The sequence below is a fragment of the Streptomyces sp. 63XJN7_1_ISO-PGPR-S23-121 genome, assembly GCF_056173025.1.
Map to the genome: position 1 here is coordinate 5498154 of NZ_CM149653.1, position 14813 is coordinate 5512966.

General features: G+C 73.1%; 15 protein-coding genes and 1 pseudogene. 7 read left to right on the forward strand and 9 right to left on the reverse strand.

Translation table 11 applies throughout. The features are described from left to right. Positions 1–5: 5 nt before the first annotated feature. Together AC0VYN_RS24450 and AC0VYN_RS24455 are read right to left on the reverse strand one after the other, a co-directional pair. Positions 6–1053, reverse strand: a pseudogene (locus AC0VYN_RS24450) (methionine ABC transporter ATP-binding protein). Between the two features lie 422 nt (positions 1054–1475). Beyond that, positions 1476–2126, reverse strand: a complete 651-nt coding sequence (locus AC0VYN_RS24455; RefSeq protein ID WP_475532706.1) for an HAD family hydrolase — start codon at positions 2124–2126, stop codon at positions 1476–1478. 109 nt (positions 2127–2235) lie between these two features. On the opposite strand from AC0VYN_RS24455, the gene AC0VYN_RS24460 reads away from it, so the two are divergent. Together AC0VYN_RS24460 and AC0VYN_RS24465 are read left to right on the forward strand one after the other, a co-directional pair. Further along, the gene (locus AC0VYN_RS24460) at positions 2236–2595 is read left to right on the forward strand and encodes a hypothetical protein (RefSeq protein ID WP_475532707.1); all 360 of its coding nucleotides are present in this window, start codon (positions 2236–2238) and stop codon (positions 2593–2595) included. A gap of 1 nt (position 2596) precedes the next feature. Further along, complete coding sequence (locus tag AC0VYN_RS24465) at positions 2597–3025, forward strand: hypothetical protein (RefSeq protein ID WP_475532708.1); 429 nt, start codon at positions 2597–2599, stop codon at positions 3023–3025. A gap of 30 nt (positions 3026–3055) precedes the next feature. Here AC0VYN_RS24465 and AC0VYN_RS24470 read toward each other — a convergent pair whose 3' ends face one another. The 3 genes from AC0VYN_RS24470 to AC0VYN_RS24480 all read right to left on the reverse strand — a co-directional run bounded on the left by AC0VYN_RS24470 (position 3056) and on the right by AC0VYN_RS24480 (position 5361). Further along, positions 3056–3553 (reverse strand): GNAT family N-acetyltransferase, encoded by a 498-nt coding sequence (locus AC0VYN_RS24470; RefSeq protein ID WP_385468063.1) that lies wholly within the window; start codon positions 3551–3553, stop codon positions 3056–3058. 57 nt (positions 3554–3610) lie between these two features. Next, positions 3611–4105: a sigma-70 family RNA polymerase sigma factor gene (locus AC0VYN_RS24475; protein ID WP_385468065.1), complete on the reverse strand. Its 495-nt coding sequence runs from the start codon at positions 4103–4105 to the stop codon at positions 3611–3613. A 74-nt stretch (positions 4106–4179) separates the two neighbouring features. Further along, a complete protein-coding gene (locus tag AC0VYN_RS24480; RefSeq protein WP_475532709.1) occupies positions 4180–5361 on the reverse strand; it encodes a glycerophosphodiester phosphodiesterase in 1182 nt (393 codons plus the stop codon). A gap of 607 nt (positions 5362–5968) precedes the next feature. Here AC0VYN_RS24480 and AC0VYN_RS24485 point away from each other — a divergent pair. Beyond that, positions 5969–6589: a lysophospholipid acyltransferase family protein gene (locus AC0VYN_RS24485; protein WP_385468071.1), complete on the forward strand. Its 621-nt coding sequence runs from the start codon at positions 5969–5971 to the stop codon at positions 6587–6589. Between the two features lie 69 nt (positions 6590–6658). Here AC0VYN_RS24485 and AC0VYN_RS24490 read toward each other — a convergent pair whose 3' ends face one another. The 4 genes from AC0VYN_RS24490 to argH form a co-directional block, all read right to left on the reverse strand. Further along, positions 6659–8191 carry an MFS transporter gene (locus tag AC0VYN_RS24490; RefSeq protein ID WP_475532710.1) on the reverse strand — a complete coding sequence of 511 codons (1533 nt, stop codon included), beginning with the start codon at positions 8189–8191 and terminating at the stop codon, positions 6659–6661. Positions 8192–8194: 3 nt separating this feature from the next. Further along, positions 8195–8740, reverse strand: coding sequence for a TetR/AcrR family transcriptional regulator (locus tag AC0VYN_RS24495; RefSeq protein ID WP_475532711.1), 546 nt, complete (start codon positions 8738–8740; stop codon positions 8195–8197). A gap of 114 nt (positions 8741–8854) precedes the next feature. Then, complete coding sequence (locus tag AC0VYN_RS24500; protein ID WP_475532712.1) at positions 8855–9826, reverse strand: aldo/keto reductase; 972 nt, start codon at positions 9824–9826, stop codon at positions 8855–8857. Positions 9827–9994: 168 nt separating this feature from the next. Then, positions 9995–11428 carry an argininosuccinate lyase gene (argH, locus tag AC0VYN_RS24505; protein WP_475532713.1) on the reverse strand — a complete coding sequence of 478 codons (1434 nt, stop codon included), beginning with the start codon at positions 11426–11428 and terminating at the stop codon, positions 9995–9997. 118 nt (positions 11429–11546) lie between these two features. Between argH and AC0VYN_RS24510 the strand changes: the two genes are divergently transcribed. From AC0VYN_RS24510 to AC0VYN_RS24525, 4 genes are all read left to right on the forward strand, one after another. Next, the gene (locus AC0VYN_RS24510; protein ID WP_475532714.1) at positions 11547–12134 is read left to right on the forward strand and encodes a pyridoxamine 5'-phosphate oxidase family protein; all 588 of its coding nucleotides are present in this window, start codon (positions 11547–11549) and stop codon (positions 12132–12134) included. Between the two features lie 3 nt (positions 12135–12137). Further along, a complete protein-coding gene (locus AC0VYN_RS24515; RefSeq protein ID WP_475532715.1) occupies positions 12138–12833 on the forward strand; it encodes a L,D-transpeptidase family protein in 696 nt (231 codons plus the stop codon). Between the two features lie 77 nt (positions 12834–12910). Beyond that, positions 12911–14293, forward strand: a complete 1383-nt coding sequence (locus AC0VYN_RS24520) for a ferredoxin reductase family protein (protein WP_475532716.1) — start codon at positions 12911–12913, stop codon at positions 14291–14293. A gap of 27 nt (positions 14294–14320) precedes the next feature. Beyond that, the gene (locus tag AC0VYN_RS24525) at positions 14321–14767 is read left to right on the forward strand and encodes an FMN-binding protein (RefSeq protein WP_475532717.1); all 447 of its coding nucleotides are present in this window, start codon (positions 14321–14323) and stop codon (positions 14765–14767) included. The last annotated feature ends 46 nt before the right edge of the window (positions 14768–14813 follow it).

Below are 14813 nucleotides of genomic sequence, written 5' to 3' on the forward strand. Positions count from 1 at the left end.
CCAGGTCACTTGGCACCTTCCTTCACCAGCAGGGACGGTTCCGCCGGTTCCCGGTCCACCACGTCGATCTGCAGCCCCTGCTCGCGCAGGAAGCCGACGGGCACGACGTTGTCCTCGTAGCGGCCGGGGAAGCTCGATGCGCATCCGGCCGATCTGGAGGCCGCCGACGGTGTCGATGGCCGCACCGAGGATCGATATGTCGATGTTGTAGGTGCGGGACAGCTGGGAGATGACGGGCTGGGTGGCGGCCTCGCCGTGGAAGGTGACGTCGAGGACGGTGCGGTCGTCCCCCGAGGCCTCACCGCCGACCGGGAAGAGGGCGGAGGCCAGCTCGGACCCCGGCGTGGCCAGCAGCTCGCCGACGGTGCCTGACTCGACGATGCGGCCCCGGTCCATGAGGGCGGCCGAGTCGCAGACGCTCTTGACGACGTCCATCTCGTGGGTGATGAGGAGAACGGTCAGGCCGAGCTCGCGGTTGAGGTCGCGCAGCAGCTGGAGGATGGAGCGGGTGGTCTCCGGGTCGAGCGCGCTGGTGGCCTCGTCGGACAGCAGCACCTTGGGGTCGCCGGCCAGGGCGCGGGCGATGCCGACGCGCTGCTTCTGGCCGCCGGAGAGCTGCGCGGGATAGGACTTGGCCTTGTCGGCGAGGCCGACCAGGTCGAGCAGCTCCAGCGCCTTGCGGGAACGTTCCTTCCCGGACCTGCCGAGGATCTCCAGCGGCAGCTCGACGTTGTCCTGCACGGTCCGCGTGGACAGTAGGTTGAAGTGCTGGAACACCATGCCGATACGGCTGCGCGCCTGCCGCAGTTCCCGGCCGGCGCGGGGGCCGCGGCCGGCCAGCGCGGTGAGGTCCTGGCCGGCGACGGTGACCGTGCCGGAGGTGGGGCGCTCCAGGAGGTTGACGCAGCGGATGAGCGAGGACTTGCCGGCGCCGGACTGGCCGATGACGCCGAACACCTCTCCCTCGCGGACGTGCAGGTCGACGCCGTCCAGGGCGGTGACCTCGCGGCCGCGTGAGCGGTAGACCTTGGTCAGGCCCGATGTGGTGATCACGTGGGTTTCCGTCACTGTCGAGTGCGCGGCGCATGTGTGGGCGCCGGGCACGGGGGCGTTGTTCTCCGGGGGTCTCGCCGGACCTTCGGAACGCGGCACGTTTCTCGCGGTGGCGATGCACGGTGGAACCGGGGAGAACGTGTGCGCGGGGCGTGGCTCGGCCGCGTGCGGGGGGGGGCGCTGCGACGGAGACGAGCCGGCACTCGCTTCGGGGCGCGAGGCTCAGGTGGTGCGGGGGCCCTCTAGAAGGCGCACATTCGGCACATACAACGAGCACCGGGCGTCGTCGTCGCCTCGGTCGCAGGGGTGCGGTCGCTCGTGGTGCTCATGCGGATCAGTAAAGCAGACCGGCCGCTCTGAGCGGACACCGCTGTCCGCATGGTGGACAGCGGTGGACGGTGACCGGACCCGGGCGGCGGGGATCAGTCCCGTACGGCGATCTCGATCCCGCCGTCGGTGACCAGTACGGACAGCGCCGCGAGGTCGTCGACCACCAGGTCGGCGTCGAGTTCGCCGGCCCGGTGGGTTGTGGCCAACGCCACGGTGGTCATGCCGGCGGCCCGGCCGGCCTGGAGTCCGGCGGGGGCGTCCTCGAAGACGACGCAGGCCGCCGGGTCGACGCCCAGGGCGCGGGCACCGAGCAGATAGGGCTCGGGGTCGGGCTTGCCGCGCGTGATGTCGTCGGCGGCGACGAGGGTCTTGGGGAGGATGCCGACGGCGTCGAGCCGGGCCTCGGCGAGCCGCCTGGTGGCGGAGGTGACGACGGCCCACCGGTCGGCGGGCAGCGCGTCTAGGAGGTCCCGGGTGCCGGGCAGCAGGTGCACACCGCCGTTCGGCACGTCCTCGACCTCCAGTCGCTCGATCCGTGCGACGGCCTCCGGGACCACATCGGCGGGCAGCAGGTCGGCGGCTATCTCCGCGGCCGGCCGCCCGTGCAGCTCGACCCGCGCGAACCGCTCGGCCGTGATCCCGTACTCGCCGGCCCACCGCGTCCAGCAGCGGCGCACGGACTCGAGGGAGGAGACGAGGGTTCCGTCGTTGTCGAACAGCAGGGCCTGAGCATGGATCTTCATGCCTTCGACCCTACGGCGCCGCCCCGGCGTCCCCGGCCGGGCGCCGGCCGGGGACGCACGGGCGGGGCCGCGCGCGGCGGGCCTTTTGGGGCGTAATAGGGTCGCTGCCATGCTTGACGTCCTGACGCTGGTGACCGGAGTCGCCGCGCTGCTGCTCGCCGCCTGGTGCGGCTGGGCGGCCTACCGTGACCAGCCGACGAAGGACTGGCACTTCATCGGCATGGCCGCGGTCTCGGCGCTGGCGCTGCTCCAGCTGGTGATCGGGATCGTGCAGCTGGCCCGGGGCGAGAAGCCGGACCAGGGCACGGTGATCTTCGTGGCGTATCTGCTGGGCGCCTTCGCGTGCGTCCCGGCGGCGGGGTTCATGTCGCTGGCCGAGCGCACCCGCTGGGGTTCGGTGACGGTCGCGGCCGGCGGCGTGGTCCTCGCCGTCCTCGAGGTGCGGCTGTACGACATCTGGGGAGGCTGAGATGGCGGCGACCGAGGAGAAGCCGGCCCGCACGCGGCTGATCGGCGGGCCCGGGATCCTGCTGGTGTGGCTGTACGGGGTGATGGTCGTCGGTGCCGTGTCGCGGTCCGCGTACCAGATCGCCACCGATTTCGACCGGGCGCCGCTGGCCTACACGCTGTCGGCCGTCGCCGGTGTCGTCTACGGCTTCATCACGTACACCCTGGTGCGGGGCGGGGAGACGGCCCGCAGGGCGGCGCGGGTGTGCTGCGCCGCCGAGCTGGTGGGTGTGCTGGCCGTGGGTACGTGGACGATGGCCGAGCCGTCGGTGTTCCCGGACGCGACCGTGTGGTCCGACTTCGGCATGGGCTACGTCTTCATCCCGGTGCTGCTGCCGCTGTCCGCGCTGTACTGGCTGCGCAGGGGCACGCATCGGGCGCAGGCCGCCTGAGCCCGCCGGGCGGCCGTGGCCGCCCGCGGCTCACGCCGTCGTCGCGTACGTCCCCGCCTGCTTCTCCAGGACGATCATCAGGACGCCGTCCGTGCCCTCGGCCGTCCCCACCGTCTCGTAGCCGACCCGCCGGTACAGGCGCAGGTTGCTCTCGCTGCGGTGTCCGGTGTGCAGGCGGAAGCGCGTGGCGCCGTGTTCCCCGGCGAGGGCGGACTCGGCGGCCCGCAGCAGCCGGGCGCCGATGCCGTGGCCCTGGAGGCGGGGATGGACGCACAGCTTGCCGATGGACGCGGCACCGTCCTCGGTCACCCGGCCCCGGACCGAGCCCACGACCTCGTCGCCGAGCCGCGCCACGAAGACGCAGTCGCGGACGACCTCCTCGCGCACGGAGTCGAGGCCCTGGACGAGCGGGTCGATGCGGTAGTTGCCGTACAGCGCCGCCTCGCTCTGGAAGCAGAGGTACTGCAGCCGGAAGATCTGCTCGGCATCCTGCTCGGTCGCCGCCGAGATGGTCACGCTCATGCCCATGTGCGCATGCCTCCCGCTCACCTGATCAGCTGTGGTCCCCCACACCTATCCCCGTCCTCAGTGGGCCGCAACCTCCGGTGTCAGCAATCGCCGAAGACATCCCAGACATCTGGAGCGTTCCGGTCCAAGACTGCCCTGTGAGATACCCAACTCCCGTGCGATCTCACGGTAGGTGAGGTCCCTCGGGGACAGCAGGGCCTCCATCAGACGGGGGCAGCGGCCGGGCAGCCGGCGCACGGCCTCGCGCAGGGCGTGATGGCGGGCCGCGGTGAGGGCGAGCTGCTCGGGCCGGCGTTCGGCGGCGTCGGCCGGTTCACCCTCGTACGGCCGCTCGGTGCGGGCCGTGCGGCGGGTGCGGCGGGCCTCGGTGCGGACGGCGCTGCGCAGCCAGCGGTGCGGGTCGGGGGGCGGGCCGTCCGCCTCCAGGCGTTCCAGGAGGCGCAGCCACACCGCCTGTTCCAGGTCCCCGGGCTCGGCACCGGTGGCATGCGCCTCGGCCGAGGCCTCCGCGGTGAGAAGCGGGCGCAGGGAGGTGACCAGGTCGTGCGTCATGTGCAGTGCGACGCGGCCGCCCGGGCGGTGGTTGCCCCGGGCGGCCGGACGTCACCCCAACGGGTTGGTTCCGCTCAGCGGTTGACGAAATCCTCCCGGGCCAGCACGCCGGTGTCCGGGTTGTCAGTGAAGATCCCGTCGATGCCGGTGGCGAAGTACGTCCGGAAGGCCGCGAAGGCGTCGCCGTAGGCGTCCGGGTCCGAGCCCTTGCGGAAGTCGGCGGGAAGGAAGGGGTTCTCGTTGCGCATGGTGTACGGGTGCAGGATCAGTCCCGCCCGGTGGGCGTCGCGCACCAGGGTGGTGGGCTCCGTGAGGCGGCCGGCCGAGTCCCTCGGGATGATCAGGTCCAGGGTGGGGCCGATGCCCTGGGCGTAGGAGGCGATCTCCTTCAGGCCCGCGGGCGTGACGAGGTCGGCGGTCGTGCGCGGGTCGCCGGTCTCGACGAAGTCCCAGGGCCTGCTCGCCGGCCCGGACAGCAGGACGGCGAGGGGGTTGCCGACGAGCTTGTTCATCCGCTGGATGCTGGTCGGCTCGAAGGACTGGATGACGACGGGCGCGTTCTTCCCGTCCTTGCCGTGCTTGCGCAGCAGCCGGGCGAGGCGCTCCTCGGTGCCGAGGCCCAGCTTGCGGAAGTAGGTGGGGTGCTTGAGCTCGGGGTAGATCCAGACCTGCTTGCCGCGCCTGCGGGACTGCTCGTCCTGCCAGCGGAGCACCTCCTCGAAGGTGGGGATCTCCCAGCGTCCGTCGTAGAGGGTGTTGTGCGGGCGGTTGGCCGGGATGCGCTCGGTGGCGCGGAGCGTCTTGAGCTCGGCGAGGGTGAAGTCCTCGGTGAACCAGCCGGTGGTGGAGACGCCGTCGAGCTGCTTGGTGCGCCTGCGGCCGGCGAACTCGGGGTGGTCGGCGACGTCCGTGGTGCCGCCGATCTCCGGTTCGTGGCGGCAGACGAGGTGACCGTCCTTGGTGGGGACCAGGTCACCGGCCTCGACGATGTCGGCGCCCATGTCGAGGGCCAGCTCGTAGGAGCCCAGGGTGTGTTCGGGGCGGTAGCCGCTGGCGCCGCGGTGGCCGATGACCGTCGGGACGGGCAGGCCCTTCAGTCCGCCCTTCCCGCCGTGTCCCGCACCGGGCCGGGCGTCGGCGGCTCTCGCCGTGCCGGACAGGCCCAGTACGGCTCCGCCCGCCCCCAGCACCGCCGCGCCGAGAAGCGCCCGCCGTCCGGTGCCGCCCGCCCGCTCGTCCGACTCCTGCGTTCCCATGGGACCTCCTGCCGTTGACCGTCAGTGCGGGCCGATCGTAGGGGCGCGTACATGACGAACGGGAGACCGCCTCCGGAACACACGGGTGCCCCGGGATGTCGGGAGCGCGTGGAGGGGCAGGCGGGGCGGGATGTCTGACGTTCCGTCGGCGTGGCAGGGCCGGGCCGGGGTACGCGGTCGGTGGCCGCGCTCGCCGGGGCGGTGCCCGACGGGGCCGGCGGCCACCGAGCAGGGGCCGGCGGCACGGCTGCGACGGCGCGCCTCACGCGGTCCGCACGTCGCACGTGTTTCGATCCGAGCGGTGTCCGCGGCGGCCGTCACGGGCGCGGAGCACGGCGGGAGCGGCGGGCGTGCGCGGGTGGATTCCTCCCCGCGGACGCGAGTTGCCTCACACCCCGCGGTCCGCGCCACGGCCGTCCGGCACCGCTGCTCCGCAGGTGAACACGCGTCAACACCGGACGCGGCCCGGTGAACCCGACGTGCGCGACCCCCGGGGCCGCGAGTAATGTCCTCACCTGCACATACTCATATCGCATCCCCGACACCGGAGGACCCGTTGTCCCGCTTCGCGCTCATCAAGGCAGTGCTCGGCCCGATCATGCGCCTGATGTTCCGCCCACAGGTGGAGGGTGCGGAGAACATTCCGGGCGAAGGCCCGGTGATCGTGGCCGGGAACCACCTCACCTTCATCGACTCGATGATCCTTCCGCTGGTCTGCGACCGGCAGGTCGTCTTCATCGGCAAGGACTCCTATGTCACCGGCAAGGGGCTCAAGGGCCGGCTGATGGCCTGGTTCTTCACCGGCGTCGGCATGATCCCGGTGGACCGGGACGGCGGCCGGGGCGGTGTCGCGGCGCTGATGACCGGGCGCCGGGTGCTGGAGGAGGGCAGGGTCTTCGGCATCTACCCGGAGGGCACCCGCTCCCCCGACGGCCGCCTCTACCGCGGCCGCACCGGCATCGCCCGCCTCACCCTGATGACCGGCGCCCCCGTCGTCCCGTTCGCCGTGATCGGCACCGACAAGCTCCAGCCGGGCGGCGCGGGCCTGCCCCGGCCCGGCAAGGTCACGGTCCGCTTCGGCGAGCCGATGGAGTTCTCCCGCTACGAGGGCATGGACCGCGACCGCTACGTCCTGCGGGCCGTGACCGACTCCGTGATGACCGAGGTCATGCGGCTGTCCGGTCAGGAGTACGTGGACATGTACGCCAGCAAGGCCAAGGCGGCGTAGCGCCGCGCGGACGCACGCACCGAGGGCGGGCCACCGTGATGGTGGCCCGCCCTCGTCGTGTCGCTACGGCTACGGGTGCTCGGTCCCGTCGTCCAGCCGCTGGCCGCGCAGCAGGAACCAGGCCGCGCCGGCGGCTGCCAGGAGCACCACGGCGCCGGCGCCCGAGGCGAGCGTCAGTCCGTCGACGAAGGACTGGCGGGCGGCGTCCAGCAGTCCCTCGGCCGTGTGCGCGGGCAGCCCGGAGGCGGCCTGCACCGCACCGCCGAGCGACTCGTGGGCGGCGGCCGGGGTGCCCTGCGGGCCGGTGAAGTCCCGGTAGACGCCGGTCACGATCGAGCCGAGCAGGGCGATGCCGAGGGCGGCGCCGAGTTCGTACGCCGTCTCGGAGACGGCCGAGGCGGCGCCCGCCTGCTCGCCCGGCACGCTGGAGAGGATCACGTCGGCGGTGACGGTGAACGAGAAACCGGCGCCGACGCCGACCACCAGCAGGGCCGCGCCGAGCAGCGGGTAGCCGGTGTGCTGGCCGATGACGGTCAGCGCGGCGAGCGCGAGGCCGACGGCGGCGAGACCGCCGGAGACCACCGCACGCACCGAGAAGCGCCGGGCCGCGCGGCCCGCCATCAGGCCGGCCACCACCGCGCCGATCGCGGCGGGCAGTTCGGCCAGTCCCGCCTCGAACGGGCTCCTGCCCTGTACGAGTTGCAGGTACTGCGACAGGAAGAACACCAGCCCGGACAGGCCGAGGACGGTCAGCAGGTCGGCCAGCACGGCGCCGCTGAAGCCGCGGCTGCGGAACAGCCGCACGTCGAGCAGCGGGACCGGCATGGACAGCTGGCGGCGGACGAAGCCGTACAGCGCGGCGGCGCCCAGCAGGCCCGAGGCGAGTGCGGTCCACGCGAAACCGTGCGCGGCGGCCTCCTTGACGGCGTACACGACGCCGACCATGCCGACCAGGGAGAGGACGACGCCGGCCAGGTCCCACGGGCCCGGGTCCGGGTTGCGGGACTCGGGCAGCAGCTTGATGCCGACGAGGACCAGGACGACCATCACGGGCACGTTGATCAGGAAGACCGAGCCCCACCAGAAGTGCTCCAGCAGGAACCCGCCCACGATCGGGCCGACCGCCGTGCCGGCGGAGGCGGTGGCGCCCCAGATGCCGACGGCGAGGCTGCGTTCGCGGGGGTCGTGGAAGAGGTTGCGGATCAGGGCGAGGGTGGCGGGCATCAGGGTGGCGCCCGCGACGCCGAGCAGGGCCCGGGCGACGATCATGAGCTCGGGGGTGGTGGCGTAGGCGTTGAGGACGGATATCAGGCCGAACGCCGTGGCGCCGGCGAGCAGGATCCGCTTGCGGCCGACGCGGTCGCCGAGGCTGCCCATGGAGACCAGCAGACCGGCGATGACGAAGGAGTAGACGTCGCCGATCCACAGCAGCTGGGTGCCGGTGGGCGCGAGGTCCTCACTGATGTAGGGGGTCGCGAGACCGAGGACGGTCGCGTCGACGGCCACCAGCAGTACGGCCAGCACGAGGACGGACAGCGCCAGCCAGCGGCCGGGGCGCTTCACCGCCTCGGCCGACGGTGCCGTCTGCAGGGTGCGGGTCATTTTTCACTCTCTCCGAAGCGCGCCGCCGAGCAGCAGCTCGACGGTCATGCGGGGGAAGTCGTTGCGGGCCACGCGGCCCTCGGTCACCGCCCAGGCGCCGGAGGCCAGCAGGCCGTAGAGCGCCTCGGTGAGCCAGACCGGGGTGAGGTCGATGCGGAACTCGCCGCTCTCCTGGCCCCGGCGGAACAGCTCGGTGAGCCGGGCGTCGATGCGGGCCCAGCCCTCGTTCTGCTGCTCGCCCTCGAACAGCTGGTTCTCGGTGTAGAGGAAGGCGAGCAGGCCGGCGGCGGACTCCAGCTCGCGCACGAGCCGGCGCACCGCCTCCGCCGCGGGACCGTCGTCCGGGCGGGCCCGGTCGAGGGCCGCCTCGCACTCGGCGATACCGAGCGCCTCCAGGGCGCGGACGAGGGCGTCGCGCCCGGCGAAGTGGCGGTGCAGCGTGGCCCGGCTGATCCCGGCCGCCTTCGCGACCTCGTCCATGGTCGCGGTGGCTCTGCGGGTCAGCAGGGCAGCGGCGCTGCGCAGTACCTGTTCTCGATCGACGGCCATGAGACAACCATAAATCACATGAGACGTTGATGTCTCATGATGGGCATGTGTGACTCACCACCGGGTCGACGGGAAGGCGAGTCGGCGTGGCGGTCACACGGGCGGCGGGCCCGGTCAGTGCCAGGGAAGCCGTGCGCGCCGCTCCCAGTAGGCCCGCGGGTCCTCGGCTAGTGAGGCGAGGCGTGCCACCTGGTCGTCGTCGAGGTCGACGACGGCGGCGTGCAGGTTCGAGCCGAGCTGTTCCACGGTCGCGGCGCCGGAGAGGACCACGTCGGCCCAGGGCTGCCGCAGGATCAGCGCGAGGGCGACCGCGTCGCAGCCCAGGACCGTCTCCGCGGCCACGGCCCGCAGGGCGTCCGGCGCCTGCGGCCCGGCGAGGCGCCCGTTGGCCATGCCCTCCTTGACGATCACCGTGAGCCCGGCGTCGTGGGCCTCGGCCAGCGCGGGACCGGCGGAGGTGTCCAGCGCGTTGTACGTGGACTGGACGGTGCGGAAGAGCGGCTCGCCGTCGACGGTCACGGCGAGCGCGGCGCGGATCGTGTCGGCCTGGGCGGGGCCACTGGTGGAGAAGCCGACGGTGACGCCCCGCGCGGCGGCCTCGGCGAGCCCGGCGTGGAGCTTGGCGTCGGTGAGGGCCGGGCTGTCCGGGGTGAGGGAGTGGATCTGGTAGAGGTCGAGCCGGTCGCCGAGGAGCGCGTCGGTCTCGGCGCGCTGGCGCTCGTACGTGGCGACGCCGTGGTCCTTGACCTCGTGCTGCTCGGCGTCGGCGGACCAGTCGGCGGTGTAGGTGTAGCCCCACTTGCTGCCGACGACGACGTCGTCGGCGTCGGGACGCCCCCGCAGCCAGGCGGCGAGGAACTCCTCCGACCGCCCGTAGGAGCGGGCCGCGTCGAAGTAGCGCACGCCCTGCGCGTAGGCGGCGTCGAGGAGGTCGTGGGTCCGTTCGCGCAGCGCCTCGACGCTGCGGTCCTCTCCGAGGTCGCGCGCTCTGCCGAGGTTGATGTAGCCGGGGCGGCCGACGGCGGCGAGACCCAGGCCGATGTGGCAGGTCGGGGTCGTCGCGGCGGCGAGACGGGCGAAGGGCATCGCGGGCTCCGTTCGGTCGGCTCCGGTACGGCTTCGACCAACGTACCCCCGATGCCCTCCGCCCCCGTGTCCGGACCGGCCGGTGCGTCGGCGGGCGCGGGGCCGCCGGGGCGTGTCGCGCTCGGGCGGCGGAGCCGGCCGTGTCCCGGCTCCGCGCGCCTGCCGGGGTCAGGCCTGCTTCTTCGCCCCGGCCCACGCGTGCTGGGCCGCCACGTCCGCCTTGACCTCGGCGAGCTGCACGGCGACCGCGCTGGGCGCGGTACCGCCGCGGCCGTTGCGGGAGGCGAGGGCGCCGGGGACGTCGAGCACCGAGCGGACCTCGGGGGTGAGGTGCGTGGAGATCTTCGCGAACTGCTCGTCCGTCAGCTCGTCCAGTTCCTTGCCCTCGGCCTCGGCGGCCTTCACGCACTCGCCGGCCACCTCGTGCGCGACCCGGAACGGCACGCCCTGCCTGACCAGCCACTCGGCGATGTCGGTGGCGAGGGAGAACCCGGCCGGGGCCAGTTCCTCCATCCGCTCGCGGTGCACGGTGAGGGTGGCCATCATGCCGGTGAAGGCCGGCAGCAGGACCTCCAGCTGGTCGATGGAGTCGAAGACCGGCTCCTTGTCCTCCTGGAGGTCGCGGTTGTACGCGAGCGGGAGGGCCTTGAGGGTGGCCATCAGGCCGGTGAGGTTGCCGATGAGACGGCCGGACTTGCCGCGGGCCAGCTCGGCGATGTCCGGGTTCTTCTTCTGCGGCATGATCGACGAGCCGGTGGAGAAGGCGTCGTGCAGGGTCACGAAGGAGAACTCCTTCGTGTTCCAGATGATGATCTCCTCGGCGATGCGGGAGACGTTCACCCCGATCATCGCGGCGATGAAGGCGAACTCGGCGACGAAGTCCCGGGAGGCCGTGCCGTCGATGGAGTTGCCGGCGCTGCCGCGCTCGAAGCCGAGGTCGCGGGCGACCGCCTCCGGGTCGAGGCCGAGGCTGCTGCCCGCGAGCGCGCCCGAGCCGTACGGCGAGACGGCCGTCCGCTCGTCCCACTGGCGCAGCCGCTCCGCGTCCCGGGACAGCGCCTGGACGTGGGCGAGGACGTGGTGGGCGAAGAGCACGGGCTGGGCGTGCTGGAGGTGGGTGCGGCCGGGCATCGCCACGTCCGGGTGGGCCTCGGCGAGGCCGATCAGGGCGTCCTGGAGGTCGGCGATCAGGCCGGCGACGACGCGGGCGTGGTCGCGCAGGTACATCCGGAAGAGGGTGGCGACCTGGTCGTTGCGGGACCGTCCGGCGCGGAGCTTGCCGCCGAGGTCGGGGCCGAGGCGCTCCAGCAGGCCGCGCTCCAGGGCCGTGTGGACGTCCTCGTCGGCGATCGTGCCCGTGAAGGAGCCGTCGGCGACGTCCGCCTCGAGCCGGTCGAGCCCGGCGGTCATCCGGGTCAGCTCGTCCTCGGTGAGGAGACCCGCCCGGTGCAGCACGCGCGCGTGGGCACGTGAACCGGCGATGTCGTAGGGGGCGAGCCGCCAGTCGAAGTGGACGGACGCGGACAGCTTCGCCAGGGCCTCGGCGGGGCCGTCGGCGAAACGGCCGCCCCAGAGCCGTACGTCACCGTTGTTGCTGCTCACTTGTGTCGCTCCTCACCGTGCAATCACTGGCTTGCATGAGTATGCAGAACCCTGCATGATTCGTCAATCTCACTGGTCCGTGGGACGCGCTCCGCCCCGCGGACCATAATCGTTAGACATGGGAAAGACTTATGAGCGCATAGACGGCCGGCTCCGCACCTTCATCGAGGCGCAGCCCCTCTTCTTCACCGCCACCGCTCCCCTGACCGCCGACGGGACGGTCAACCTCTCGCCCAAGGGACTCACGGGATCCTTCGCCGTCCTCGACGAACTCACCGTGGCCTACCTCGACTTCGCCGGCTCCAATGCCGAGACCATCGCCCACCTCCGGGAGAACGGGCGGATCACCCTCATGTGGTGCGCCTTCCAGGGCCCGCCGAACATCGTCCGGGTGCACGGCCGCGGGGAGCCGGTCTTCCGCGACGACCCGCGCTTCCCGGAGCTGCTGACCCACTTCCCCGACATCGACACCGGCGCGCACGGACTGCGCGCGATCATCGTCGTGACCGCCGAACTCGTCCGCGACACCTGCGGGTACGGCGTCCCCTTCATGGCGTACGAGAACGACCGGGATCTGCACGGCAAGCGGTTCGCGCGGGAGGACGACGCCTCGCTCAGCGCGTACTTCACCAAGAAGGAGCACATCGCGACGAGCCTGGACGGACTTCCCGGGCTGCCGCTGCCGCTGCCGCCGTCTACGGTCTGAGCCATGCGCCCCGGTGCCCTCGCCGCCCTCCTCGCCCTGTCCGCCCTGGCCCTGGGCGCCGCGCCCGTGCCCCGGCCGCTGCCGGCCCGGATGGCGGACACCGGCGGCGGCACCCAGCTCATCGTCGCGGTCGCCCCGGACACCGACTCGACCACGGGCACCGTCACCTGGTGGGACCGCCGGGGCGGCCGGTGGGTGAGGACCGGTTCGGCGCCGGCCCGCTTCGGGGCGAAGGGGCTGACGGACGGGGCGACGCGCGTCCAGGGCACCGACACCACCCCGACCGGCCTGTACGACCTGCCGTACGCCTTCGGTGTCCAGGCCGCGCCGGACGGGACGGCGTACCCCTACCGTCCGGTGCGCGAGGACTCGTGGTGGTGCCAGGACAACGCCTCCCTCGCCTACAACCGCTGGACCGAGCCCCGCCCCGCCGACTGCCGCGCCACCGAGGCCGAGCACCTGATCACGTACGGCACGCAGTACGCGCACGCCGTGGTCGTCGGCTTCAACTACGAGCGTCCGGTGCGCGGGCGCGGTGCGGGCATCTTCCTGCACGTGAACGGGCGGGGGGCGACGGCCGGCTGCGTGTCGGTGCCGAACGACGCCATGCGGCGCATCCTCACCTGGGCCGACCCGGCGGCCCGGCCGCACATCGCCATCGGCACGCGGGGCGGTGCCACCGCGGTGACCCGCTACTGAGTGAGCGGCCCGGACTGAACATCCGGGCGGTGCGACGCGTATCTGTGGGCCAGCGGTCGAGTCCCCACGGAGGAACCGTGACCACCACGCTCGCCGGCGGCCGTGCCGCCCGCCGTCAGACGATGCGGCGCATCCGCCCGCGCCGTTCCCCGGCCGTCCCCCTGCTGCTCGCCGTGTGGGCGGGCGCGGCGGGCGTGTTGTGGCTGTGGTGGCGCAACACGCCCGCCATCACCGACGACACCGGGAGGGTCCTCAACGCGGGCCGGATCACCGGGCTGCTCGCCGGCTACCTCATGGCGCTGGTGGTGCTCCAGATGGCCCGGGTGCCAGCGCTGGAGCGGCGGGTGGGCTCCGACCGGGTGGCCCGGTGGCACGCCATGACCGGCCGCTACACGCTCTGCCTGGTCCTCGCGCACGTCGTCCTGGTCATGTGGGGCTACGCGGTGCAGGCCGGCCTGGGCCCCGGCGGCATCGTCCGGCAGACGGTCGACTCCGTGACCCACCTGCCGGACATGGGCAAGGCGGCCGTCGGCACCGCGCTGTTCCTGCTCATCGGGCTGCTGTCCGCCGGCCCCGTGCGCCGCCGGATCCCGTACGACGTCTGGTACCACGTGCACCTGCTCACCTACGCGGCGGTGTTCCTGACCTTCTGGCACCAGCTGGCCACCGGCAACGACTTCGCCGTCGAGCCGGTCGCCGGGACCGTCTGGTACGCGCTGTACGGGACGGTGACGGCGCTCGTGCTCTGGTACCGCGTCCTGACCCCCCTGCGCCTCAACCTGCGGCACCGGCTGCGTGTCGAGGCGGTGATCGAGGAGACGCCCGGGATCGTGTCGGTGCTGATCGGCGGGCGCCGGCTGCACCGGATGGGCGCGGAGGCCGGCCAGTTCTTCCGCTGGCGGTTCCTGGCGCCGGGCATGCGGTTCAGCTCCCACCCGTACTCGCTGTCGGCGGCGCCGCGCCCGGACATGCTGCGGATCACCGTGAAGGCGATCGGCGACCACAGCGCCCGGCTGCGCGAGCTGGCCCCCGGCACCCGGGTGTGGGCGGAGGGCCCGTACGGCGCGCTGACCGCCCGGCGCCGCAGCCGCGGCAAGGTCCTGCTGGTCGCCGGCGGGGTCGGGATCACGCCGATGCGGGCCCTGTTCGAGACGCTGCCCGGCGCGTCCGGCGACATCACCCTGCTGTACCGGGCCAACAGCACCCAGGAGCTCGCGCTGTGGGACGAGCTCTCCCGGATCGCCGACGAGCGGGGGGCCCGGCTGATGTACGCGGTCAACAGCCCGGACGGGGAACGGCCGGACATCTCCGCGGAGAGCCTGAGCCGCAAGATCCCGGACGTGGACCGCCACGACGTCTTCCTGTGCGGGCCGCCCGGTTTCGCCCGGTCGGTCTACGAGGCACTGCGCGGCGCGGGTGTCCCCGCCCGCCGTATCCACCACGAGTCGTTCGCGATGTGAGCGACGGACGTCAGGAGCTCAGCGGAGATGAGGAAGAGCCACCCCGTGCGGCGTGCCGTGCTCGCCGGCGCCGCGACCGTGTCCGGGATCGTGCTGCTGCTGTCCCTGAAGCCGGCCTCCGACCCGGGTGCCGCCGCGGCGGCGGGCGGTACCGTGCCGCCGGCCGCCGCGCCGTCGCCGCAGGGCGGGCGGGGCGCGGGCGCCGGTACGGTCACCGGCGACGTGGCCGACACCCAGTACGGGCCCGTGCAGGTGCGGGTCACCGTCAGCGGCGGCGGGATCACCGCGGCCGAGGCCGTCCGGGCGCCCGGCGGCGGGCGCAGCGGCCAGGTCACCGCCGACGCCGTGCCCCGGCTCAACCGGGCGGCGGTCCTGGCCGGCGACGCCGACATCGACGCCGTCTCCGGAGCGACCTACACCAGCGCCGGATACCGGCGGTCCCTGCAGTCGGCGCTGGACCGGGCTGGTGGCTGACGCGGTGCCGGGACCCGCACAGGCTCCCGCCGCGGTACGCCGGGTG

Coding starts and splice junctions, on each gene's coding strand:
- AC0VYN_RS24495 (WP_475532711.1), bottom strand. CDS start 8,740: ATGGCCGTCGATCGAGAACAGGTACTGCGCAGCGCCGCTGCCCTGCTG.
- AC0VYN_RS24475 (WP_385468065.1), bottom strand. CDS start 4,105: ATGACGCACGACCTGGTCACCTCCCTGCGCCCGCTTCTCACCGCGGAG.
- AC0VYN_RS24490 (WP_475532710.1), bottom strand. CDS start 8,191: ATGACCCGCACCCTGCAGACGGCACCGTCGGCCGAGGCGGTGAAGCGC.
- AC0VYN_RS24485 (WP_385468071.1), top strand. CDS start 5,969: ATGTTCCGCCCACAGGTGGAGGGTGCGGAGAACATTCCGGGCGAAGGC.
- AC0VYN_RS24515 (WP_475532715.1), top strand. CDS start 12,138: ATGCGCCCCGGTGCCCTCGCCGCCCTCCTCGCCCTGTCCGCCCTGGCC.
- AC0VYN_RS24510 (WP_475532714.1), top strand. CDS start 11,547: ATGGGAAAGACTTATGAGCGCATAGACGGCCGGCTCCGCACCTTCATC.
- AC0VYN_RS24460 (WP_475532707.1), top strand. CDS start 2,236: ATGCTTGACGTCCTGACGCTGGTGACCGGAGTCGCCGCGCTGCTGCTC.
- AC0VYN_RS24480 (WP_475532709.1), bottom strand. CDS start 5,361: ATGGGAACGCAGGAGTCGGACGAGCGGGCGGGCGGCACCGGACGGCGG.
- AC0VYN_RS24525 (WP_475532717.1), top strand. CDS start 14,321: ATGAGGAAGAGCCACCCCGTGCGGCGTGCCGTGCTCGCCGGCGCCGCG.
- AC0VYN_RS24470 (WP_385468063.1), bottom strand. CDS start 3,553: ATGGGCATGAGCGTGACCATCTCGGCGGCGACCGAGCAGGATGCCGAG.
- AC0VYN_RS24455 (WP_475532706.1), bottom strand. CDS start 2,126: ATGAAGATCCATGCTCAGGCCCTGCTGTTCGACAACGACGGAACCCTC.
- AC0VYN_RS24465 (WP_475532708.1), top strand. CDS start 2,597: ATGGCGGCGACCGAGGAGAAGCCGGCCCGCACGCGGCTGATCGGCGGG.
- AC0VYN_RS24500 (WP_475532712.1), bottom strand. CDS start 9,826: ATGCCCTTCGCCCGTCTCGCCGCCGCGACGACCCCGACCTGCCACATC.